Origin of the sequence: Shewanella sp. Sh95 (assembly GCF_001308045.1) — a bacterium.
GTDB lineage: Bacteria > Pseudomonadota > Gammaproteobacteria > Enterobacterales > Shewanellaceae > Shewanella > Shewanella xiamenensis.
The window spans coordinates 23,432-46,269 of record NZ_LGYY01000240.1 but is presented as its reverse complement, the minus strand read 5'-3'; the positions used below and the strand labels follow the sequence as shown (position 1 = coordinate 46,269).

General features: G+C 47.7%; 18 protein-coding genes and 1 pseudogene. 6 read left to right on the top strand and 13 right to left on the bottom strand.

Annotated features, from left to right (window positions below):
• The coding region (locus AEA42_RS18605; protein ID WP_055648515.1) for a hypothetical protein at nt 1-781 on the bottom strand (781 nt) is incomplete at its 3' end.
• 85 nt (nt 782-866) lie between these two features.
• On the opposite strand from AEA42_RS18605, the pseudogene AEA42_RS18600 reads away from it, so the two are divergent.
• Nucleotides 867-1,052, top strand: a pseudogene (locus AEA42_RS18600) (PPC domain-containing protein); the annotation flags it as partial.
• Nucleotides 1,053-1,415: 363 nt separating this feature from the next.
• Here the strand turns inward: AEA42_RS18600 and AEA42_RS18595 are convergent.
• From AEA42_RS18595 to AEA42_RS18565, 7 genes are all read right to left on the bottom strand, one after another.
• Complete coding sequence (locus tag AEA42_RS18595) at nt 1,416-1,697, bottom strand: hypothetical protein (RefSeq protein WP_037427031.1); 282 nt, start codon at nt 1,695-1,697, stop codon at nt 1,416-1,418.
• Nucleotides 1,698-2,226: 529 nt separating this feature from the next.
• On the bottom strand, nt 2,227-2,664 hold the full coding sequence (locus AEA42_RS18590; RefSeq protein ID WP_037414133.1) for a hypothetical protein: 438 nt from the start codon (nt 2,662-2,664) through the stop codon (nt 2,227-2,229).
• A gap of 170 nt (nt 2,665-2,834) precedes the next feature.
• Nucleotides 2,835-3,113 (bottom strand): peptidylprolyl isomerase, encoded by a 279-nt coding sequence (locus AEA42_RS18585; RefSeq protein ID WP_011070961.1) that lies wholly within the window; start codon nt 3,111-3,113, stop codon nt 2,835-2,837.
• A 77-nt stretch (nt 3,114-3,190) separates the two neighbouring features.
• On the bottom strand, nt 3,191-5,497 hold the full coding sequence (gene mrcB, locus AEA42_RS18580; protein WP_080612339.1) for a penicillin-binding protein 1B: 2,307 nt from the start codon (nt 5,495-5,497) through the stop codon (nt 3,191-3,193).
• Nucleotides 5,498-5,574: 77 nt separating this feature from the next.
• Nucleotides 5,575-8,103, bottom strand: a complete 2,529-nt coding sequence (hrpB, locus tag AEA42_RS18575; RefSeq protein WP_055648514.1) for an ATP-dependent helicase HrpB — start codon at nt 8,101-8,103, stop codon at nt 5,575-5,577.
• A gap of 174 nt (nt 8,104-8,277) precedes the next feature.
• Nucleotides 8,278-10,284 (bottom strand): TonB-dependent copper receptor, encoded by a 2,007-nt coding sequence (locus tag AEA42_RS18570; RefSeq protein ID WP_055648513.1) that lies wholly within the window; start codon nt 10,282-10,284, stop codon nt 8,278-8,280.
• Nucleotides 10,285-10,490: 206 nt separating this feature from the next.
• Complete coding sequence (locus tag AEA42_RS18565; protein ID WP_055648512.1) at nt 10,491-12,677, bottom strand: EAL domain-containing protein; 2,187 nt, start codon at nt 12,675-12,677, stop codon at nt 10,491-10,493.
• A 171-nt stretch (nt 12,678-12,848) separates the two neighbouring features.
• On the opposite strand from AEA42_RS18565, the gene thpR reads away from it, so the two are divergent.
• Nucleotides 12,849-13,424 carry an RNA 2',3'-cyclic phosphodiesterase gene (gene thpR / locus AEA42_RS18560; protein ID WP_055648511.1) on the top strand — a complete coding sequence of 192 codons (576 nt, stop codon included), beginning with the start codon at nt 12,849-12,851 and terminating at the stop codon, nt 13,422-13,424.
• 68 nt (nt 13,425-13,492) lie between these two features.
• Here thpR and AEA42_RS18555 read toward each other — a convergent pair whose 3' ends face one another.
• Nucleotides 13,493-14,272, bottom strand: a complete 780-nt coding sequence (locus AEA42_RS18555) for a tetratricopeptide repeat protein (RefSeq protein WP_055648510.1) — start codon at nt 14,270-14,272, stop codon at nt 13,493-13,495.
• A gap of 421 nt (nt 14,273-14,693) precedes the next feature.
• Here AEA42_RS18555 and crp point away from each other — a divergent pair, with 421 nt between their 5' ends.
• From crp to AEA42_RS18535, 4 genes are all read left to right on the top strand, one after another.
• A complete protein-coding gene (gene crp / locus AEA42_RS18550; protein ID WP_011070954.1) occupies nt 14,694-15,329 on the top strand; it encodes a cAMP-activated global transcriptional regulator CRP in 636 nt (211 codons plus the stop codon).
• A gap of 82 nt (nt 15,330-15,411) precedes the next feature.
• Nucleotides 15,412-15,759 carry a hypothetical protein gene (locus AEA42_RS18545; RefSeq protein ID WP_037414150.1) on the top strand — a complete coding sequence of 116 codons (348 nt, stop codon included), beginning with the start codon at nt 15,412-15,414 and terminating at the stop codon, nt 15,757-15,759.
• Nucleotides 15,740-16,414 (top strand): response regulator transcription factor, encoded by a 675-nt coding sequence (locus AEA42_RS18540; RefSeq protein ID WP_055648509.1) that lies wholly within the window; start codon nt 15,740-15,742, stop codon nt 16,412-16,414. The genes AEA42_RS18545 and AEA42_RS18540 overlap by 20 nt, the downstream gene beginning before the upstream one ends.
• A complete protein-coding gene (locus AEA42_RS18535; RefSeq protein ID WP_037427010.1) occupies nt 16,411-17,739 on the top strand; it encodes an ATP-binding protein in 1,329 nt (442 codons plus the stop codon). Before AEA42_RS18540 ends, AEA42_RS18535 begins: the two co-directional genes overlap by 4 nt.
• A 144-nt stretch (nt 17,740-17,883) precedes the next feature.
• Here the strand turns inward: AEA42_RS18535 and AEA42_RS18530 are convergent, their stop codons facing one another.
• From AEA42_RS18530 to AEA42_RS18515, 4 genes are all read right to left on the bottom strand, one after another.
• Nucleotides 17,884-18,687, bottom strand: coding sequence for a DUF1338 domain-containing protein (locus AEA42_RS18530; RefSeq protein WP_037427007.1), 804 nt, complete (start codon nt 18,685-18,687; stop codon nt 17,884-17,886).
• Nucleotides 18,688-18,851: 164 nt separating this feature from the next.
• Complete coding sequence (gene astD / locus AEA42_RS18525) at nt 18,852-20,315, bottom strand: succinylglutamate-semialdehyde dehydrogenase (protein WP_037427004.1); 1,464 nt, start codon at nt 20,313-20,315, stop codon at nt 18,852-18,854.
• Between the two features lie 9 nt (nt 20,316-20,324).
• Complete coding sequence (gene astA, locus AEA42_RS18520; RefSeq protein WP_037414161.1) at nt 20,325-21,344, bottom strand: arginine N-succinyltransferase; 1,020 nt, start codon at nt 21,342-21,344, stop codon at nt 20,325-20,327.
• 125 nt (nt 21,345-21,469) lie between these two features.
• The gene (locus tag AEA42_RS18515; RefSeq protein ID WP_037414164.1) at nt 21,470-22,687 is read right to left on the bottom strand and encodes an aspartate aminotransferase family protein; all 1,218 of its coding nucleotides are present in this window, start codon (nt 22,685-22,687) and stop codon (nt 21,470-21,472) included.
• Nucleotides 22,688-22,838: the final 151 nt, after the last annotated feature.

Genomic DNA, 22,838 nt, shown 5'->3' with positions numbered 1-22,838 from the left:
TTCCACGTTTATCATTGCGAATGATTCGGCCTGTATCTTCCACCAATTGAAGGTAATCGGTTAAGGAAAACGCAATGCCATTGGGTTGGTTGTCACACTCGTTACCAATAAACGGTAATAGATTACTAGGCTGCTCACCTTTTAATGCCGCCCGAATACGTAGCTGAATACTGGTATGGTCGGATTGTTCTGGTGTATTAGCGAGTTGCGCTCTGATGGGATTTAAATCGACGTAAATCATGCAAGCTAGCACAGCGGCTTCATCGAGTAATGCTTGGGATTTAAACCGCCCCTCCCAGAAACGACCTGTACAGTTATCTTCTTGATTTGCTTGCCTTGCAATCGGTTCATTGAGACAGCGCATAAACCAGCTAATGTCGCATAATCGACTACGATAAAGGGCGATTGAATGCTTTAATCGGTTGACCTGATGGGCTTCGACTAACTCACCTTTAACGAATTTTTGCGTTAATTCATCGCCTTTAAACAACTTATGCCACTGCTCAAGCACTTCGCGGTCAGTCCAACGATTTGCCGCCTCGATATCGACTCGCAGCACCACATGCAGATGATTAGACATCACCACATAAGCAGCTACATCAATTGCAAAAACAGCTTCAAGTTCAAACATTAGCGATTCTACCCAACCACGGCGATGGTCGTAGTTTTTACCCGAGTAACTATCATCACCACATAAAAATGCCCGCCGAACAACGCGGCTACAGCAATGGTAATAAGATGTGTCTTCAAGACTTATCTGAGTTCTACGAGGGCGCGGCATACAAACCTCCTTGTTCAATGCTTAACCAAAGCATAGTCGGAGGTTAGCTACAGCGCCATTAAGGGTGGGTGTCCAAGTTTTGCTTGGAGATGTCAGCCTTTACTCGGGTCGCAGCTGGGCCAATGCCCAGCAATATGAAGCCGCCTCAACAAACGCTGGCAGCACTACGGAGCAAATCAAGGTCAATAATCCCAGTGCTGGCTGGTATTACATTACGCTCCAAAGTGAAGGCCAAAGTACAGGTGTGGCCCTTCAAGTAGATTTACGTTAATCAGCCGCGCTATTGCGGTATAAGCTAAAAGCAAAAATCCCTGCCTAGCAGGGATTTTTATTATTTCAATCGGTTAGCACACTAAGGCAGCTTTAGCTTTAGCTTTAGCTCTAGCTTTAGCCTTGCCTCAAACTCACACTCTGCGTGGTCGATTGCTTAGTAAACCAGCCATTGTAAACCGCGATTAAAAGTAGAAATTAATCTGACACAGAATGATGAATAGTCTCAGCAGCACGATTAAGGATGGGTGACCAGATTTGCTCTGTCGATCACTCAAAACTCATAACGATTAAGCTAACGGGTGAGCAAAAGCGTAGCTTTTGCGAGTCCAGCAAATGAAGTGAGCGACAGTTGAGCGCATTGTTAGGCCTCCGTTGGCACATTTGTTATTGATTCTATTTTGATATCTCCGTCAAATAGCTCTGCAATATATGCTGAAATGCTGTCTGAAAACTCATCTATTAGAGCAAGGCCATCAGAGTCAAAGTCATTGTCGGCTTGAAGTATGAGCCGCTCTCCGTCCCAAGTGCAGGTGACATTGCTGTGCCACGGATGGTGCTCCACGAATTCTGTGGTGATATCAATAGCTGCCTCAGCGCCGGAAGATTTAGGAACTCCATAACAGGCTAAGATGAATCTATACATGAAGGCCTAACGTCTTAGTATTTATGCGCTGCGCTGTTTGCGGGGCATAAATCGCTTGTTGGACTTGGCCTCTGCCACATCCATGTCAATTGGTATAAATGATGCTATAGGAATTTATTTTTTTGCGGTAGCGTTTTTTATACAGTTTGATGAGTAATCACTTGATATCGCTTTAGCTTTTTTATTCTGTCACGCTCAATTTCGACTGATTGTTGACCTTGGTTGGCAGCATTTGGGGCCCACATTCAACCTGACACTCACACCTTATCCCTTCATAGGTTTAACCCCAGAAAGCAGGCTACTTTTTTGCTGTCGGTTACGCAGCATCGTCTTGAGGGGATGGTTATCCTGACAGAGATATTGGCTGATTTTGGGGCAAAAACGCGTTAGCTATTTACTCTAAGTCGTTGACTTTAGCTTTAGACTTTTATGGATAACACCCACACTTTGGGGTAAGAATATGGGCCATAATCGCCAAGCCGCCCCATATTTTATCCCTGCGTTCGAAGGGAGCGACTAGATCGGATTATTAGCTTTTCGCTGGTCCCAAATAATCAAACAAGCGCTTCCTTTGCTCTTTATTTAACGCGTAGTAACTAAACTCTATATGTTCGCCGTTAGCCTCTAATAGCTGTATTTGCTTTGGATACTGCGAGGTAACTTTATAGCCACAATATGAGGCTTTATCTATCTTCTGGACTTCACCATAGGTCGAAACAAGAATGTTCTGGTCGTCTATTGTGATTGAAAATGAATCAACTTTTGAATTCCCAGTGTTGAAGAGGAGTAACCATAGGGGAATGAGAATATTCACAGCCAGAAAAACAATAAACATCAGCAAAAAAGTATATCGATCTGTGTCTGAACCAACGATGGTGAGTAACCCTAATTGTGGGAGGAGTAGTGTTAACGCAGTCTTATAGAGCCTGTCGAGAATGCTCTGCAAATTTGTTTGTTTTAAATCCATTTATACATACCAGAAGCTAGCGCCTTATTCGTGCATATGCGCGTTTATCTCGTGAGAACACAGGAAACGCGCACTGTGAACTATTTTTGAAAATAAGCGTTTAGATTGGTGTTGAGATGCAGCTTAATGCGTCGATAGGTCAGCTTATTTACTCAATCAACGCAACCTGATTAAGTGCGATACAGCACCTTAACCACATGCCAGCCAAACTTGGTTTTAACGAGATGTGGCACCAGTAGCTCACCGGAAAAAGCGACTTTATCAAACTGTGGCACCATTTGCCCACGCTTAAACTCACCGAGATCGCCGCCCTTTTTCGCTGAGGGACATGAGGAATAACGTTTCGCTAAGGCGCCAAAATTAGCACCGTTATTCAATTGCTTAATAATATCTTCCGCCTGCTCTTTGTGTTTAACAAGGATATGCACTGCGGCTGCGGTTTTAAACATCTTGCACTCTCTTTATCAAAAACAGCGGTGCAATTAAGTTGCACCGCCGTTATATCTTTGCCTATGAAAAATAAGTATTACTGACCCAAAATCTTCTGCCACCACTGCAACGGCTCGCCGCAGTTTTTAGCTGGATTATAAGTGCCTCTCAGGGCGGGTAATGCCTCAGTATTACTGCATCCCGCTTCCTTGGCTTCACCCGTATCTCGGTCAAAATAGCCTTGGATCACACCCGATGGCGGAATAGAACGCAGCCCAATGGGTGGACGCTCCTTCAAGAAGGCTTGGTATACCGCCATCGCACCGCTGCTACCATAAAGAGTGGTTTTACCATTATCGTCGCGACCGACCCAAATCGCAGCCACGTTACGCTCATCAAAACCGGCGAACCAAGAATCACGGCTATCGTTACTGGTACCAGTTTTACCCGCCAGCGCCACACCGGGGAAGGCATTGCCTAAGCGCGTTGCCGTACCCGAGCGCACCACTTGCTGCATGGCATATTGCACCAAAAAGTCGGTATCTGGCGTAATCGCTTGCTCTTTGGCTGAACGCGTTACGGGTAAAGGCTGATTATCACTATCGAGCACGGCGGTGACTGTGGTGAGTTTACGGTAAGCGCCGCTATCGGCGAGGGTTTGATAAACCTGCGCCACCATTAAGGGCGAGCCATTCACCGCGCCCAGTAGCATCGATGGATATTCGTTAAGCGGCTCCGACCAGCCCGACTTAGCCAAGGTGGTTGCCACGGCATCGACCCCAACGGCAATCCCAAGGTTTACCGTCGGCACGTTCATCGATTTTTTAAGCGCCGTTAACAACGAAACTTGGCCGCTAAAGGTCTTATCAAAGTTCTGCGGTGACCAGGTTTTGCCTTGCTCATTCTTTAGGGTAATCGGCTGATCTTTAAGTGGCGTGGCCAAAGTAAATTGACTATTTGGTGCCAAAGCGGTGGCGTACACAAATGGCTTGATAAGCGAGCCAATCGGTCTGCGGATCTCCACTGCGCGGTTATAACCGTCAAAGCCCGGCGTTTTATCACCCACCATAGCCGCGATACCGCCAGTGTATTTGTCGGTGACCACCATACCAATCTGCAACGACTTATTGCCCTTATCTAAGCTCTTAAAGGTTTGAGTCACGGCAATTTCGGCGGCCTCCTGCGCCATTGGATCGAGTGTGGTATAAATCTTCACCCCAGATTGTTTTAATAACGCATCGCCGTAGCGCTCATTAACCTCTTGTTTAACCAAGGCATAAAACGCAGGTAATTTTTGATGCACAGGCTTATTGGCATTACGCAAACCTAAGGGCGACTCCACCGCCACCTTGTATTGCGCGGTAGTCAGCTCGCCCGACTCCATCAATAACCGCAGCACTAAATCGCGGCGCTCTAAGCTGCGCTCTGGGTAGCGCCATGGGTTGTAGTAAGATGGCCCCTTAATCGCCGCCACTAAAAAGGCTTGCTGCGCCGTGGTTAACTCACCGATGGGACGACCAAAATAGAATTGCGAAGCCAGCCCCATACCATGCACGGCACGGGATTTATCTTGCCCCATATACACTTCGTTGAGATAAGCCTCGAGAATTTCTTCCTTGCTGTAACGAAAATCAATAATTACCGCCATTAAGGCTTCGCGAACCTTACGCAACAATGAGCGCTCGCTTGAAAGAAAGAAGTTTTTCGCCAACTGCTGGGTCAGTGTCGAACCGCCCTGCACGGTACGCCCTGCGCTGATATTTACAAAAGCAGCACGCAGAATCGCGAAGGGGTTCACCCCGTGGTGCTCGTAAAAACTGCGGTCTTCCACCAGCAATAGTGCCTGCACAATATGTTTGGGCATATCTTCGGTAGAGACAAAGAGCCTGTCTTCGCCATCGCCGGTGATCATGCGGTCAAGTAAAACGGGTTCTAAATGGAATACCGCTAACTGGCGCTTATCCTCCATTCGGGCAATAGAGCTGACGCCTTCGCTATCGAAGGTGATCATCACTCGCTGTTCTGGCTGATCGCCTTCGGGATGTAAAAAGGGTCGACGCCATAATTCGATTTTGGTGCTCGATGCCGAAAACTCGCCTACCTCGCGGGGGTTCGCCACTTTGCGATAGCCAAGTAGTTTTAACTCGGCCATCAACTGTGGATGACTCACCGCTGCTCCTGGGTATAAGGCCATGGAACGGCTAAAAACTTGTGCAGGTAAATGCCATTTTTGCCCTTCAAACTTACGGGCGATAATTTGGTCGAGGTAAATACCGTAGAAGGTCACAACGGCGAGGCCGATTAAGGCGAGCTTCCAGGTGAGCGACCAAATTTGCCCAAATAGGCCACGGCTTCGCTTCGCTTTACGTTGGGCTGGCGCTTTTTTTGTCGTATGAGTTGTCATATCTACTTCATCATTTATGCGTTAACGGCATCAGTCACAGGCACAACACAAGGTTGTAAATCAAAGCAGTCTAAAGGCTATGACTGAGATAAACCTAAGGTTTTCTTCTTGGTATATTTTGTCGGTAGCGTATTGGCAGGGTCGTCCGGCCACAGGTGTTTAGGGTAACGCCCACGCATTTCTTTTTTCACTTCAACATAGGGCCCTTGCCAAAAACTGGCGAGATCTGCCGTCAGTGCCAAAGGGCGCTGCGCCGGAGACAGCAACTCCATCGTCACCTTCAGCTTACCTTGGGCTAGTAGCGGGCTGTGAGCCATACCAAAGGTTTCCTGCAAGCGAACCCGCAGTAAGGCGCGACCCGAAGTCTCGTAAACTATGGGCGCGAAAGTGCCCGTGGCTAAAGGCCATGAGGTCGGCAACAGTGCATCGAGCGCCTGCTGCTGCGACCAACTCAATTGATTCATCACTAAGCTAAAGCAATCGAGTTTTTGTAATTGCGGCAGATTATTCACATTTTCAAGGTAAGGCGCCAGCCAAGTTTCAAGATCGGCCAACAGGGCGGCATCGCTCATATCCGGCCAATCAGCAGTCGGATCTAAGCTTCTCGCTAAATGCAATCGCGCTTGAAACTGCTCTAAGTTAGCGTGCCAATTAAGAATTTGTAACCCTTGCTGGCGGATATAATTCACTAATGCCGCCACAATTTGCGCTCGATTGGGGTTAGCAATCGTCTCGGATTTCAGCAATATCTGTCCGACTTTTGCTTGCCGCTCAGCAACTGCGCGACCTTTGGTTTCATCCCAACCGCATTGCTCATGAGTATCAACTAAGTCGGCTAACTCATGATCAAATAGGCTCGGTTGTAACGGGCAAGCTAAATAGACCCGCCCGGCATTTTTACCTTCAGTTTCTTGAAAATCAGCCACCACCAGCCAAGGCGTTTGCGCTAAGGCATCTTCGGCGTTGAGCACCACACCCGTGCCATTGGCCAATTGATAACCCTCAACGCCACGGGATTTGGCGATGCGATCGGGATAAGCCTGCGCCAACAGTAAACCGACATCCTGATGATGCGCATGGGAGGCGATGGCCACTAAATCGGCCTGAGTACATTGCTTATCTAGCGCCAGCTTTTTAAGCCATTGTTTGGCTTGCTGCCCCGCACTGCCTTGGGTGGCAAAGTGCAAATAATTCATAATATCGGCGCCTTTACGTGGCAATCCCCGCGCCTCTAAAATGCCCGCGAGCAGGCAGGCCAAGGCCGCAAGTTCTGTAGAATGGGATTTAGCCGCTAATAACATGTGCGCGAGGCGCGGATGACAGCCCAGCTCATAGGCGGCTTTGCCGTGCGCAGTGAGTTTGTTTTGCCCATCGACCACGCCTAAGCGCTGCAGCAGTTGCCACGCCAGCGCTTCGTTCACGCTCGGCGGCGCGGTCAATAACAGCAAATCGCTGAAGGATTTAGCGCCCCAATAGGCACAGTCATGGGCCATTGAGACTAAATCGGCTTGGCTGATTTCGGGCTCATCGGCTTTGAGCAGACGTTGATGCTCTTCTTGGCCCCATAATCGAATACACACGCCCGCCGCTAAACGGCCAGCGCGACCAGCACGCTGGGTTGCCGAAGCTTGGCTAATACGTTTAAGGCTTAAGCGCGTAACTCCCGTTTTAGGGTTAAAACTCGCTTGGCGTTTATAGCCACTATCGATAACCAGCCCAATGCCTTCAATGGTGAGGCTCGACTCGGCAACGTTGGTGGAGAGCACTATTTTGCGCCTGCCACTATCGTCTGCCTTAATCGCCCTATCCTGTTCCTGCGCAGACAACTCGCCATAAAGCGGACAAATTGCCACACGGTTGCTATCGAGGCGCTCCGCCAAATACTGCGCCACCCTGAGGATTTCCGCCTTACCGGGTAAAAACACCAGTATATCCTGCGGGCCACTATCCGTTATTGAGGCCGCACTATCCGTTATTGAGGTAGCACTATCGAGCACGGTGCGACTCAAATGATCGAGCCAATGCTGCTGTCCCGCGACAGCACGGTAGATGATTTCAACCGGAAAACTGCGCCCTTCACTCTTGAGCAGGGCTGCGTTTGGCATTAACTCACTGAGCGCAATGCCAGATAAGGTTGCCGACATGGCGAGGATTTTTAAGTCATCCCGCAGTGAGCTTTGCACTTCGAGAGCGAGAGCTAAACCAAGATCTGTGGTCAAATGCCGCTCGTGGATCTCATCGAAAATGATCATATCGATCCCAGTCAATTCAGGATCTTGCTGGATCATTCGGGTTAATATCCCTTCGGTAACAATCTCAAGCCGAGTCTCACCACTGACTTTTGACTCACCGCGCACCCTAAAACCGACCTCTTGACCTACCGCCTGTAGCCGACAACTGGCAATAAATTGTGCCACACTGCGGGCGGCCACACGTCGAGGTTCAAGCATTAAAATCCGCCCAGAAACCTCAGCCCAATCCAAGATAGCTAAAGGCAAGGCGGTGGATTTACCCGCGCCTGTGGGTGCCTCGAGGATCACTTGGGCATGCGTTGCAAAGGCATCACGCAGAGATGGCAGTAAGGAATGAATAGGTAGATTGTTCAATGCAACAGTATCAACAGGGAAAAATGATGGGGCAGTTTAACATAGGCCTTAGGCAGTGTCCCTCCCGCGGCCTTCGCTTTGATACGTGGCTGTTTTGTTTGGCATTGGCTTGCTAAAAATAGCATCGCCCCGACAGCAAGGCTCTCGGGGCACCAAAAGTACAAATAAGCCGAGTTAGAACTGATAGGTCAGCTTAGCCCAGAGATTACGGCCCGGCTCGTTGACCCTAAACATGGCCTCACTACCCGGCAGATCGTTACCCGTGCCCGCCTTACTCACATGCTCAGCGTAGGTTGCATCAAACAGGTTTTCGACACCAAAGATAAAGGATAAATCCTTGCTGTATGACCAAGATGCATTCAGTGCCAGCGTACCAAAGCCGCTACTTGGGCCTAAATCTTGGCCCACGATGTTGCCATGGCCTAAGGTGTAACGGTCTTGCGCGGCCACCACACGCCACTGCGCTGCCATTGTCCAAGCTTGCCATTGATAGTTAACGGTTAATCTGGCCTCTAACGGCGATATTTGCCCAAGTGCGACCTTGTCGGTATCGTTTTCACCTTGGGTATAACTTAAGGTAAGTTGAGTCGACCATTGGTCATTAAACGCATAGTCTAGGCTTGCTTCGCCACCGAATAAGCTGGCATCAATATTACGGGCTACCGTGGTATTGCTGGTCGAATCAATCAAAATATAGTCATTAATCTCACCGTAAAAGAGTGACACTGACGCCTCAACCGGACCTTGGTAAATCCAGCCTATATCAAATTGATTGGTCGTTTCTGCCTTAAGATCAAAGGCTTTTTGTGCGGGATTATCGGCGCTAGCCTTCATGATCTCCCAATAGTCTGGCACGCGCTGCGCCGAGCCAAATCCAGCATAGTATTGATGAGCATCGAGTTGATATTCATAACGCACATAACCGCTGTAGAGGGTATCCTCCCGCTCACCCTGCTGGGCGATTAACAATTCACTATCCCAGCGATCAACTCTCAGTCCAGCGTGCAAACTACTATTACCTGAACCTTGGTTATCAAAGCCGTAACGGGATTCGGCAAACAGGCCATAGTTTTTATAGCGCATATCTTCCTTAAACGGCTTATTGAGTAAGTCGTCTAAACCAACATCCCCCGTTGCCATGCTGCGGCCATCATGCGCGCTAGACATATAATCCAGCCCCAATGTTAATTCGAGGCCATCGAGCGGGGTTAAATCAAACCAAAGATGACCACCGTCGGTCATCCGACGCACATTCGAGCCAGAATTCACCCCTTCATCAAATCGGTCCATAATATGGTCGTTCTTATTGCTAAAGGCTTGTAACTCGACTGCGGCCATCCAGGTCGACTCAAACTCATGTTGTATGAGCACCGCCGCATCACGGTTATCAATTTGGCGAGCCTTATTTAATCTGTCGGCATACTCTGCCTCACCGCTCGACTCACCGTAAGCTAACTCCACAACGGTGCGCTCAGTAGGTGTCCAACCTAGGGCAAGATTGGCGTTTTGGCGGTCATAACTGGATTGGACCTTATTGCCATTGCCGTCCTGATAATGATCACTACTCGATTGATTAATATCAAAATCAAGGTAGTAATTTTTATCCCCTGCACTCAACTCCACCATGGCATCTCGTCTATCGAAACTGCCACCCGTCGCACTGGCACGCCCTTCAAGATCCGCTTGATTAAAGCGATGACGATTTTTCTCAAACAGAATTGTGCCCGCGGTGCCGACAGGGCCATATTTCACCGTCTGCGGGCCTTTAATAACCGTTATCTGATCGTAAGTTTCGGGATATATATAATTGGTTGGCGGATCCATACGTCCACCACAGGCACCATACACATGCTGGCCATCGTCAACGATGTTTAAGCGCGAACCACCCAACCCACGAAACATCGGATCGCCGCCAGAGCCGCCTTTACGGGTGATATTAAATCCCGGAATCGTGCGTAAAAACCCTGAGCCATCATAGGCGGGTAATGGCAATCGATTTTGTTTGGGATCACTCACTAAGTGTACTGGCTGACGCATCACATCAGCGGTAACCAGCAGATAATCTTTACATTTTTGGTCATCACCACAGTCGGTCGCCTCAGCAGACCAAGCCAGTTGAGGCGCAGCAGTGCTCAAAACACCCGCTAAAATAAGCGCTAATTTGATCGGTTGATATGGCACAAATTTCCCCTACATATTGTTTTTAATGATTTTTGTGGGGGTATTGTTATGACTGGTGATATAAGTGCAATCAAAACTCGGCTTGGCGCGACAATCTGTCGCAGCCTAAGTTGCATGGGCTCACATTAAGGTAAATAGTGATAAATGAGTCACTTACAAATTAAGAATTGCAGAAGTATAAAAACTCACATGAAGGATAACCGCCGTTACAGCAGCCAAGGCTCGGCCAATCCAGAGGTTAATGTTAGCAATGGCGCGGGTTTATTAATCGCATAACCTTGAGCATAATCCACTCCTAAGCTCTTTAATTTTAAACCAATTTCTGTCGATTCAACAAACTCGGCTACCACATCAAATCCCATATCTTGTCCGAGCTGACAAATGGCTTTGATGATTGCTTGATCCGCATCATCGTCACACAGGTTAATAACAAACTGACCATCGATTTTGACGTAATCCACATTTAAACGTTTTAGATAAGCAAAACTTGAAAATCCCGCACCGAAGTCATCCAGCGCGAGCTGGCAATTTAATGGCCTAAGCACTTCAATCAATTTAGTTGCTTGATCTAATTGGCTTACGGCGGCGGTTTCGGTGATCTCAATGCAGAGTTTATCCACCAACTCAGGTTCAGTCATTAGCCGCATTTCAAGCCAATTCATAAACTCGCTATCACCCAAAGACGTCGCCGAAAGGTTGACGGATACCAGCCCCAATTGCTGCCAAATCGCTAAATGGCTACTCCCCCACTTCAGCAGATTATCAATGACCCACAAGTCTACTTTGGCGGCCAAGTTATAGCGCTCAGCGGCAGGTAGGAAAATTGCTGGCGAAACAATGTTGCCATTGGGCTGCACCATACGGAGCAGCACTTCTAAATGTAATCCTGGCTCTTCGCAATTTAGTGGTGCAATACTTTGAAAATAAAGCTCAAATTGATTTAACGCGAGGGCACTAACAATATCTACCGAGGCCATCATTTCAGTGTAAAGACGGGTCATTTTAGGATCTTTAGCACTGTATAAATGCCAGCCATTTCGCCCCTTATCTTTGGCGAGTCGACAGGCCGCATCAGCATGGCTCATCACGGTATAAATATCAGAGGCCGACCTATCGAACTTAGCTATCCCCATACTGACGCTGACATTGTGGCAGCGGTTTTCCCAGATAAATTCGTGAGTTGCTAACTGAGTACAAATCCGCTTAGCAATATGCTGCGCCGAATCCACATTGCAGTAATGCATTAAAATACCGAACTCATCACCACCAAGCCGAGCAACAATATCGCCCTTGCGCACCAGTTGTTTAAGCCGCAATGTTAACTGGCACAGTAACTTATCCCCCGCTTGATGACCGCTAACATTGTTGATTACTTGAAATTGATCGACATCGATAAAGGCTACACAGGTTGGCATATCATCTTTGCTATGCAGCAAATTATCGAGTAATGCCTCAAAGTGCAGCCGATTGGGCAATCCGGTAAGAGCATCATAGTTAGCATGAAAAGAGAGCTCATCGGCCAGCCGATACTTTTCACTCACATCTTCGGCAATCATAACCAGGGTGTCCTTATCACCGTGGATCTGACTAAAACTGAGCCTTAACCACTCTAATTGATGCAGCGATTTAAGCGGCAATTCGCACCAAGCTTGTCCTAATACGCCTTCACGCACCATATGCAACGTATCGGAGAGCATCGCGTGCTCTTCATCTCGCACCATGCTGAATAAATCGTATCCATGCTGCACTGGCAAGGTTTGCAGCGCCACTTTGTTCAGCATCGTCAGTTGATTTTGTTTATCGAGCAAAGCACAAGCCAAGGGTAATTGGTTAAAGACTTCGCGATATTTGTTTTCACTCGCTAACATATCATGGGCGATACGGGTCAGCTCCATCGCCGAACCAATCATCACCGCCGCATGTTGAAACTCCTGAATAAATTCCTCGGTCCACTCACAGCATTCGGAGCAATTTACCGCCCCAAGGGCAATACGGGTTTCGCCAAATACGACGGGGGGTAACACCAGTAGACTTTTGACATCCCAATCCCGTAACAATGCCCGCTCCGCCTGAGCTTCTGGTGGTAATGTATTCACATCGGGTAGATTCAGCAGCTTGGGGTTTCTCACAAGGGAGCGAAAAAAAGGCATACGCGCGAGCGGCCAAACGCGAGTCTGCTGGCCCTGGCTAAATTGCGGTTTTAAATACAAATTACGGGTGCGTAAATGGTCGAGGGATAAACTCCCCGTTAGCACAAACACCCCATCACAGTGCAACTGAAGTGTAATCGCCTCTAATGCTCTATCAACATTTTGCTCTAGGGTTTCTAGCGGCGTTTCGCTAAAAATCGTCACTAATGCCTGTTGGAGTGAATTTGCTAAACCATCTGACATGAAAAGGGATTTCCTTACCTATAATTCCATTTAAGGTATTATTGCTACACTTCCCAGAAACAAATTCAAGTCATCGAAAGCCGATGATGAATAATGACCACGGGCCTTTCTGTATTACCAAACAAAAGCATAGCTTATGTTTGGCATTTGAGCAGGTAGCGGAGATAAAGAGTGTTACAACGACTATTTCTTGGATTCGCCCTTAATGAGACTCAACGCATGCCACTGCTGCAATTGCAGCAATGCTTAGCACAACAGTTAACGCCCCATGCAAAACCCGTAAGCAAAGCGAATTTTCATCTCACCCTCGCTTTTTTAGGCTTAGCCCATCAGTCTCAAAAGACGCAACTGCTCGAAGCCGTTGATAAACTGCATCGGCCACGATTTACTGTACAACTGGATAAGCTCGCCGTTTGGCCCAAGGCACAGGTATGTTGTTTAAAGGGAGATAGGGTTAGCCCTGCGTTGGCGTTATTGGCATCGCAGGCGCAAGATTTAGCGCAGCAGTTGCAATTGCATCAGAGCGAACATCCATTTCGACCGCATGTCAGCTTGTTTAGAAAAGCCAAGTCATTGAGCACCTTTGATAACGAGCTTCCCCTCAAGGATCTAGCGAATACACCGATAACTGCATTCACGCTCGCTCCCGAGCAGCTTCATTTGTACCTTTCGTCAAGCGGTAATCGTGGGGTGGAATATCACATCTTACATTCTTGGCCGCTCGAACAGCCTGAATCCGCCCAATAAATAAAACGCCAGAAACAATCAGCCCGAGCATAGCCCGGGCTGATAAAGATAATAAAACACTAACGGGTTTAATCGAGCAAACGCAGTGTCTCACGGTAGGCGCGTTTCTGCTCATAGCTATGTAAACGCTGCTTAAATTCGTCGGTCTTAGTAGCTTCAGCCGTCATCTTTAAAGCGGCTATCGCTTTTTGTTGGGTCGATACCGCGGCACCAAAATCACCGACTTCGGCATAGGCAGCCGCTAAGTTATCGAGGTTGGTGGGGTCGTTCTCGTTCACTTTAAGCAGCTTAAGAGATAACTCGAGCGCTTTATTACCGTCGCGATATTCGGCTTCGGGGCAAGTCGCTAAAATCCACGCCACATTGCCAAGGGCAATATCATCCCCAACGCGGGTAAATTGCTCTACAGCTTTACCGCAATTGCGCTTAACGCCATCACCACCCGAAGCGTAAATAAAGCCTAAACGGAACTGTGCCCAACGGTTACCTCGCTCGCCCATATCCTTATACCAACGCTCGGCCACAGCTAAGTCTCGTTTAATCAATTGGCCTTCAAAAGAGAGATCCGCCAAAGTTTGCTGCGCCTTTTCGTGTTGTTGCTCGGCGGCGAGAGTTATCCAGTGCAGTCCTGATGGCACTTCTTGCTGCACATAACGTCCAGAGAGAAACATCAGTCCCAGTAAAAATTGCGCATCGGCATCACCTTGTTCCGCCTGAACTTGAATATGCACAAATTTACTCGCCGCAATTTCATTTGCGGGCTGCGGGATAGAAAATGCGTATGCAGCAGAACTTAATCCAACGGATAAAGTCAATCCTGCACCGAAAACCCATTGTCTGTATTTCACGTGGTAACCTCTTCGAAAAACAACCGCGTCCCCAAGTTAGCCAGAATTAACCCTATAAGTCGAGTCTAAATAGGTTCAATTGACCTTAAATAAAGGGAAAAATCACCGCTGATTTTTAAATTGCTCGACTCACCATGTCAGGCCACTAAGGTTTACGATTATTTTACTCACAAAAAACCCTTAAAAGCCTTTATAAGATGTGATTAACTCTACAGAGTTAAGTGAATCCAGTGAGTTTGACACCGATTTAGTTGACTAATATCACTAAAGTAGCAAAATAAGCTCTAATTTTAGTTGGTTAATTGCATTTATTCACTCATTCTAAACTAAGATGTCCATCAAGTTTTTATGGGTGTAATTGACGTAAAATGCTTATTTAGAATATTCTTACTTTCGTTTTAATCAATCGAGGAACATCGACATGGCTCTGATTGGTAAGCCAAAACCGGACCCAACTTTGGAATGGTTTTTATCACACTGTCACATTCATAAGTATCCCGCTAAAAGCACCTTGATCCATGCTGGTGAAGACTCAGATACCCTTTATTACATCGTAAAAGGTTCTGTTGCGGTATTGATTAAAGATGAAGAAGGTAAGGAAATGATCCTATCTTATCTTAATCAAGGCGACTTTATCGGTGAGTTAGGATTGTTCGAAGAACAAGCTGAACGTACTGCTTGGGTTCGTGCAAAACAAGCATGTGAAATTGCTGAAATCTCTTACAAGAAGTTCAAGCAATTAATCCAAGTTAACCCCGAAATTCTGATGAAGCTTTCGGCTCAAATGGCATACCGCCTACAGAGCACTAGCCAGAAAGTCGGTAATTTAGCATTCCTCGATGTGGCAGGCCGTATTGCCCAAACATTGTTGCATTTAGCAAAACAACCTGATGCCATGACTCACCCAGACGGCATGCAAATTAAGATCACTCGCCAAGAAATTGGTCAGATCGTTGGTTGTTCCCGCGAAACTGTGGGTCGTATCTTAAAGATGCTTGAAGAACAAAATCTCATTCAAGCACACGGTAAAACCATTGTGGTATATGGCACCCGTTAAGTTAGACTTCAGCTTGATTTAAGCCTGTTTCATTAAAGTGGCCTAGCATAAAATCTAGGCCATTTTTTATTGGGGAGCATAAATGAAACGGCTGTTATTTATCTGTTTTTTCAGTCTGTTTACGCTGGTGCATCCAACAATAATTAACGCCGAACCGATTGAATTAGAACATTATCAAGCCAAGGCTTTAGTCAACTCTGGGCAAATTCTATCACTCAATGGCACCCTAGCCGTGGTCAATCAATTCTGCCAAGGTGAACTAATTGACGCACATCTCTATCAAGAAGATCATAAATGGCGCTATGATTTGCAAATCAAAGTGCAACGCGGCCAAATAGTGAATCTGAGTATTGATGCCACCAACGGTCAACTTGAACACTCCACCGCACTACCGAGCGAATGTCGAAAACATGAAACTGCTACTCGTTGAAGATAATCCGATGTTGGTCTCCGAACTGGAGAAACAACTCAAACAGGCTGGCTACGTTACCGATATTACTGACAAAGCGGTTGAAGCCGATTACCTCGTTAAAGAAACCCAATACGATTGCGTGATCTTAGATATTGGTCTCCCCGATGGCAATGGGCTGGAATTACTCGAAGGCTGGCGTAATCAAGGCATTAGCACTCCTGTTATTATGTTAACCGCCCGCAGCCAATGGCATGAAAAGGTCGAAGGTTTCAATGCCGGTGCCGATGATTATTTAGGAAAACCCTTCCACGCACAGGAGTTATTAGCGCGTATCCAAGCGCTTATTCATCGCGCCCATGGCCGTTTAAATAATTCCAGCAAGCAACTTAGCTATGGCGGCGTCACCTTAGATGAAGCCGAACAAACCGTCAGCGTTGGCGAGCATTTATATGAATTGACTGCCATGGAATTCAGGCTGTTAAAGATCTTCCTCATGTCACCTAAGAAACTGTTATCTAAGGCACAACTGACGGACAAGCTCTATCAGTTTGACGATGAGAAAGAGAGTAACGTGGTTGAAGTTTACGTGACTCACCTGCGTAAAAAACTCGGCAAAACCGCGATTGAAACCCGCCGCGGCCAAGGTTATATCTTCCACGGCCTGACTGCATGATCTCCATTCGCACTAAGCTCAGTTTATGGTTAACGGGCTTATTGGTATTAGGCACAGTGGTTGGACTCGTATTATTTGAGTCCATGCTGCGCCAAGCGTTTCACGACTCGATTATCAATCGCTTAGAAGAAGATTTAGAACACATTATGCTGGCAACCCATTTCAATAATGGGGAAATCCACATCGATCAGAGCCAACTGTCGAGCTTCTACCGCCCCGCCTATTCGGGGCGTTATTTCCAGCTAAACCTGCCCAATGAAGTGATCCGCTCCCGCTCCCTGTGGGATATGCAGCTCGATATCGAACCTTTAGCGCCAAACCAGACCCGTGTCTGGCAGGCAAAGGGACCTAAAAATAATGATATGCAGTTGTTATCTCTTGGATTAAATTCCAGCAGTGCCAATGTGACCGCTACGCTTACTGTCGCACAAGATTTGAGTATTGGTCGGCGGGTATTTAGTGAAGTCTACGGCACTAAGCTTGGGGTTAACCTCGCCATGTTAGTGGCCATGATCGCGGGTATATTCCTGATCCTGCGCCAATCCTTTAAACCCGTTAAACAGATCCAACATGCACTGTCACGCCTACAAGAAGGCGAGATTAACGCCTTAGAGCTGAATAACATTCCGCCCGAAGTGCAACCGCTGGCGAAGACCTACAACGAGTTATTGGAATACACCGCCAAGCAAATAGAACGTAGCCGCAATAACTTAGGCAACTTAAGCCATGGGCTCAAAACCCCACTGGCAGTGATGCAGCAACAGGTAGAAGCCTTGGGGCTAAAAGATCCCGATACCGCCATGGCGTTGCAACAGCAACTCGACGCTATCCATAAAATGGTCGAGCGTAAGCTTGCGGCGGCGCGGATCACCGGTGATATGTTACCTGCCGCCCAGTTAGTGGTGCCGAGGGATCTTCACAGCCTCGCCAATACCCTTAACAAAGTGCACAGAAGCAAAAACATCAACTGCGACTTTGAGCTCGATCCTAGTATCCAACGCCTGCCTATTCATAGGGAAGATGGTATGGAGCTCTTAGGGAATCTGCTCGATAACGCCTTTAAATGGGCGGGTAGCCAAGTCACGGTAAAACTGTGGAAGGCGCAAAACAAACTCTGCCTTAGCATCGATGATGATGGCCCAGGTGTTGCTGACGACGAACTCGATAAACTCACCCAAAGGGGCACGCGCCTTGATGAATCCGTCATGGGTCATGGCCTAGGGTTATCGATAGTGAAAGAAATTGCCGAGCAATATGGCATTGAACTTAAGTTTAAACACAGCAGCCACTTATCTGGCCTCAGTATTGAACTAGTCTTTGGCTAACGAGTGCTTAGCTAAGCGTGCTTAGCGAACATGTGTTGAGCTAACTATTGTTGTCCTAGCTATTTGCTCTAAGTGCCACCCATAAAAAACGCCATCAATTGATGGCGTTTTTGTTTGAGATTAAGTCAGCAACAACCTAATTCATTAGGCTTTTTTCGCGTTGGTGCTCTCAAAAATCTTATCGGCTGATGCGGCCACGAATCCCGTATACAGCTCACCATTCGCCTTTGGATAACGCAGGGCAAACTCATAAAAGCAGCTTGGGATCTCAACCGTTGCATCGCTAAATGCCACAGCGATTTTATCGGCCATAGTCGATGATTGCTCCAGTAACACCTCTGGTGAACCTTTGATTTCGCCACCTGAGCTATTGAGCACAAAGCCCGCTTGCTTAAGCGCCTCATTCACAGATTCTAATGTCTCGAAGCCCTCAAGGTGGTTGATAGAGACTGTAAAATGATTGGCGCGGTAGCCAAAGGCTGCGACCCAAGCCGCATATTCACTCTCTTCGAGCAGCGTCTCGTAGGTTTTAGCATCCAGCGTCCAATGACGACCCGAATAGATAAAGTTATCCGCTTTCGTCGCTTGCTCATCCACTTGGGCAATCAAGCCTTGGATAGTGCTTTGCAGTGATGGGCTAAACTCTTCCACCAATAGCTCAGAAATAAACACCTTAGGTTGAGTCGCATCTGGGTGCTCAAAATGCTTTGCTACCAGTTTTTTCTGTTCAAACTTATAGTCACCGCAGGCCACATAACCTAAAGAGGTAAAGTGCTCTGCTAATACGGCTAAATTCACCTTAGCGATATTAAAAGTACGCAGGGCGATATGGTCGTTGATAATCGGCTTGCCGTGTCCAAGTAGCTCGTGCACCTTGGCCGCAGATGGGGTCATTTGAATATAGTCTTGCCAGAGGGCGGCAAATAACGCATTGATATCTGTGTGCATAAAAACTCCTTTTATTGTGCTGCGACTATAGTGAGTATTGTTTTGCCGCTCGCACTCAATGTAACGACCCTAGCCACTTGCTGCACAACAGCGCTTAGTAGCAGCCCAAGTAACGTTACTGCTTGTGATGAAAAAGGAAGAACCTAGGTTCTTCCTCAATGATGTCACTCTAAACTTAACCCTGGGCTTAAGCTTGCGGGTAAGCTCACCGCATCAGCCTCAACGGAGGCAACGGGATAAGCACAGTAGTCGGCAGCATAAAATGCACTCGCCCTGTGGTTACCCGAAGCACCTACGCCACCAAAGGGCGCAGCACCCGAAGCACCAGTGATCTGCTTGTTCCAGTTCACAATCCCCGCACGAATGCGGGCGAGGAAATACTCATAATCCTCACGGCTATCGGCCAAGATGCCTGCGGATAAGCCATAACGGGTTTGGTTAGCCAGCTTAATCGCTTGGTCAAAATCACTGTAGCGCACTAATTGCAGCAATGGTCCAAAGTATTCCTCATCGGGTAACTCGCTTACCGCAGTCACATCGATAAGCCCGGGTGAGACTAAGCCTGTTCCAGCTTGCAGGTGCGTCAGTTCAACCAGTGACACACCGCCTAAGTTCTGCAAGTTAGCCTGCGCCGCGACCATACCTTTCGCTGCGCCTTCGGAAATCATTGAGCCCATAAATGGCTGTGGCTGCGCGTTCCAAGGACCGACTTTAATCTGCTTCACCGCTTCAACCAGCTTGGCTACTAAGGCATCGCCCTGCTCGCCTTGCTCAACATAGAGCCTGCGGGCGCAGGTGCAACGTTGGCCAGACGAAATATAAGCCGATTGCAGAATATCGTGCACAGCGGCTTTGATATCGGCCACGCCTTTAATAATCAGCGGGTTATTACCGCCCATTTCTAAGGCGAGGATCTTACCTGGATGACCCGCATATTGCTGGTGTAACAGGTGACCGGTGCGAGAACTGCCAGTAAAGAACAGCCCGTCGAGCTGTGGGTGTGACGCCAGCGCTTTACCCGTATCGACTTCACCTTGGACTAAGTTGATTACACCCGCGGGCAGACCCGCTTTTTCCCAGAGAGAGACCATTAACTCGGCCACTTTAGGCGTCAATTCAGAGGGCTTAAACACCACGGTATTGCCCGCAAGCAATGCTGGCACTATATGACCATTGGGTAAATGCCCAGGGAAGTTATAGGGCCCAAACACAGCAACAACACCGTGAGGCTTATGGCGTAGCACGGCGCGCCCTGCTGGCGTGTCATTGGCTTCAGTGCCGGTGCGCTTGTTATAAGCCGTTGCCGACAGGCCAATCTTACCAATCATGGCAGCAACTTCTGTCGCCGTTTCCCACTGGGGTTTACCGGTTTCCTGAGCGATCGTTTCGGCTAATTCGGCTTTGTTCGCTTCGAGTTGGCTACGATAAGCTTCAACTATCTTTAGACGCGCATCAAAACCTAACATAAACCAATCGAACTGAGCTTCACGGGCGGCATCGACGGCAGCGTTGACTTGATCGGCTGTCGCCGTTTGGCCGCGCCAAATAATTTCGCCATTTGCTGGGTTGCTAGAGGTCACATCATGACCCTTGCCAGCGTGCCACTGGCCTTTAATAAAATGTGTCATTTGCTATTCCTACATTGCCAAAATACGGATTTGATCGCCTTTTGCGAGTAACAAACCTTCGGCGAGTTCTGGGCTAATTACCACCTGCTCAGCTTTATCATCAACGCAGAGATAAGCTGCGGTCGCTCTGTAATTGGCTAATTGAGTGTTAGAGATAATAAATTGCTTATCGGATTCTGGCATATCACCAATTTCGACCGTCAGTAGACGGCTTTCACGCACAGCACGAATATCGGTTAAACGGCACTCGACCGTTGGGCCACCATCGAAAATATCCACATAACCGCGGCATCTAAAACCTTCGGCCTGCAGCAAGCTTAGGGCCGGACGCGTATTAGTGTGTACTTCGCCGATCACTTTTTGCGCTTCTTCTGGCAGCAGGCAAACATACACAGGATTACGGGGCATCATCTCCGCCATAAAGGCTTTTTTACCTAAGCCAGACAGGTAGTCAGCTTGAATAAAATCAATGCCTAAAAAGTTTTTTTGCAACCAACCATAGAAGGGAGAATGACCATCTGCATCACTCACACCACGCATTTCAGCAATCACAGTTTCGCCAAAGCGTTTGGCATGCTGCGCCAAAAACAGAAAACGGCTGCGGGATAACATGCGGCCATTATTCCCCTTACGATAAGGCTCCCGTAAAAACAGGGTACAAAGCTCAGCGGCGCCGGTGTAATCGTGACAAAGGGTTAAGGTTTCCACCTCGTTGCGAACTTCAATTTGCTCAGAATGGTACACCTCAGTTCCGAGGCGATAATGGTAGAAGGCATCTTCCATACCGACTGCGGCTTCAATCGCGCAGGTGCCGACCACTTCACGGGTCGCGGTATCCTCGAGCACCATTAAGTAACCTTCATCAAAGGGCTTATCGACAACTTTGGCAAAAGAGGCTTCAGCACGGGCAATTTTATGCCGAAGCAAATCGGCATTGACTGGCAATGAGGTAAAACCATGACCAGACTCTTCGGCAATTTGGTATAGAGATTCAAAGTCGCCAGCCCGAATAGGACGTATGATTAACATCTTAGTGTCTCCTCACTTAAGCTTGCAGTGCACCAATGCGCCTATCTTCAAAAGACAGGAATGATATCTGCAAGAATTCCCTGACAAAAAAGGAGTGCGAATAAAATTCAGCACTCCTTTGGTCCTTAGGCAGCGGCGATGCTCGCCACGGCACGTTCAAAACGTGCCAGACCTTCTGCAATATCTGCCTCAGGGATCACCAGTGAAGGTGCAAAACGAACTACGTTGGCCCCCGCCATCAGGCTCATTAAGCCTTCAGCAACAGATGCCACTAAAAAGTCACGTGAACGACCTTGATATTGTTCATTAAGAACCGCCCCTAACAGTAAGCCTTTACCGCGAACTTCAGAGAAAACGTGATATTTTTCATTAATTTTGTTCAAGCCATCGCGTAATAATTGCTCGCGATGTTTCACACCATTCAACACTTCTGGCGTGTTAACCACATCTAATACCGCGTTGCCGATAGCACAAGCTAATGGATTACCACCATAGGTTGAACCGTGAGTCCCCACTTTTAGGTGCTCAGCAATTTCCGCGGTAGTCAGCATAGCTGCAATAGGGAAACCACCGCCAAGTGCTTTAGCCGTGGTCAGAATATCCGGCACTATGTCGGTGCCCATGTAAGCATAAAGTTCGCCTGTACGACCAACACCGGTTTGTACTTCGTCGAAAATCACCAGTGCATTGTGTTTATTTGCCAGTTCACGCACCGCTTTGAGGAACGCAGGATCAGCATTAATAATACCGCCCTCGCCTTGCAGTGGCTCTAGCATGATGGCGCAGGTTTTATCCGATACGGCCGCTTCTAATGCCGCAACATCGTTATAAGGTAAGTGGGTAATGCTTTGCGGTTTTGGACCAAAACCATCGGAATAGGCCGCTTGACCACCAACGCTCACGGTGAAGAAAGTACGGCCGTGGAAGGCTTTATCGAAGGCGATGATTTCATCTTTCTCTACGCCGTATTTTTCTAAAGCATAACGACGGGCTAATTTCAGTGCCGCTTCGTTGGCTTCGGCGCCAGAGTTGGCAAAATAGACACGCTCAGCAAATGTGCTATTAACTAACTTAGTGGCCAGCTCGAGTGCAGGCTCGTTGGTCATTACGTTAGACAGGTGCCATAATTTTTCACCTTGGGTTTTTAAGGCATTCACTAAGGCAGGATGACAGTGACCTAAGCAATTTACCGCGATACCGCCAGCAAAATCGATAAATTCGTTACCCTCTTGATCCCATACACGGCTGCCTTCGCCACGTACTGGGATCACGGCAGCAGGCGCATAGTTAGGCACCATAACCGCATCAAACTGGGCACGATTCAACTTCATATCAACGCTCATTCTTCTTCATCCTTTGTTTAAATGTAACGGCATCGGGAGCCGTCTGAGTCCCCAACGTATCTTTATCTTGAGTTAGTGATACAGGGTATGCTTGTGTCTATTAATAGCCATTATTAGCGAAATTGTGATCAAAATACCAGTTTTTCACAAA